Genomic DNA, 1035 nt, shown 5'->3' with positions numbered 1-1035 from the left:
CATCGAGCAGCAGTCCCTGGGCTACGTGATCTACAGCTTGACGCCGTGGCTGACGCGGCTGGAGCGCACCGCGCAGCGCCTCCTCGCCGCCCCGGACCTGTACCTGAAGTTCAACACCGGCGGGCTGCTGCGCGGTGACCTGGCCACCCGGTACGCCGCCTACGCGATCGGCCGCCAGTGGGGGTTCAAGTCGCCCAACGACATCCGGGCCGAGGAGGACGAGCCGCCGATCCCGGGTGGAGACGACTACTTGGTGCCGCTGAACATGGTCCCGGCCGGGTCGGCGGCGCCGCCCGCGCAGCGCACGCGGCCCGCGCCCGTGCGGCGGGCGGAGGAGACCGAGTCCCCCTCGCTGGAGACGCTGGCGGCGTGGGTCACCCGGCACTACGAGGCCATCTCGGACTACTTCGAGGCGCAGGGCGCGGAGGTGCTGGCCGCCCTGGAGCTGCGGCCGGAGGCGAGCGCCCAGGAGCTGATCGACGCCGCCTCGGCGAACGAGGAGCTGGCCGCGATCCTGTTCCGGCTCGCCTCCGGCCTGGCCGAGCAGGTGGGGCAGAGCACGGCGGTCGAGCTGGGCGGTGCGTTCGCCGCCTCGGAGACCGTGTCCTACCTGGCCGCGGGCGCGGCGTCCACGGCGGCGAACGTCAACGCCACCACGATCAACGACCTCGGGACGGCGATCGGTATCGCCCAGGCCCCGGCCGAGGTCCGCGAGGCCGTGCGGGACATGTTCGGGCAGATGACCGCCGCGCGGGCCCGCGTGCTGGCCCAGGCCCGCGTCTCGACGGTGGCGAACTTCGCGGCGCACGAGGGCGCGAAGCACGCCGGCGCGAGGACGAAGACGTGGCGGGTGTGGGACCCGAATCCGCGGGCGTCGCACGCCGCCGCGAACGGCCAGACCGTGGGCATCCGCGAGGACTTCGACGTCGGCGGGCGGCGGGGCCGGTGGCCGCACGACCACCGCCTGGGCGTGGACGAGATCGCGGGCTGTACCTGCCGACTCCAGTTCAACCTCTAGAGAGGGAGGCGTGCTGT

The 1035-nt window shown here is 73.8% G+C and carries 1 protein-coding gene; it reads left to right on the top strand.

Going from position 1 to position 1035, the window contains the following annotated elements; genetic code table 11:
• A partial coding sequence (locus tag D7231_RS37195) for a phage portal protein (protein ID WP_199739554.1) occupies positions 1 to 1018 on the top strand: 1018 nt, incomplete at its 5' end.
• Positions 1019 to 1035: the final 17 nt, after the last annotated feature.

Origin of the sequence: Streptomyces klenkii, from assembly GCF_003626645.1 — a bacterium.
GTDB lineage: Bacteria > Actinomycetota > Actinomycetes > Streptomycetales > Streptomycetaceae > Streptomyces > Streptomyces klenkii.
This window is presented reverse-complemented; position numbering and strand designations above follow the sequence as displayed.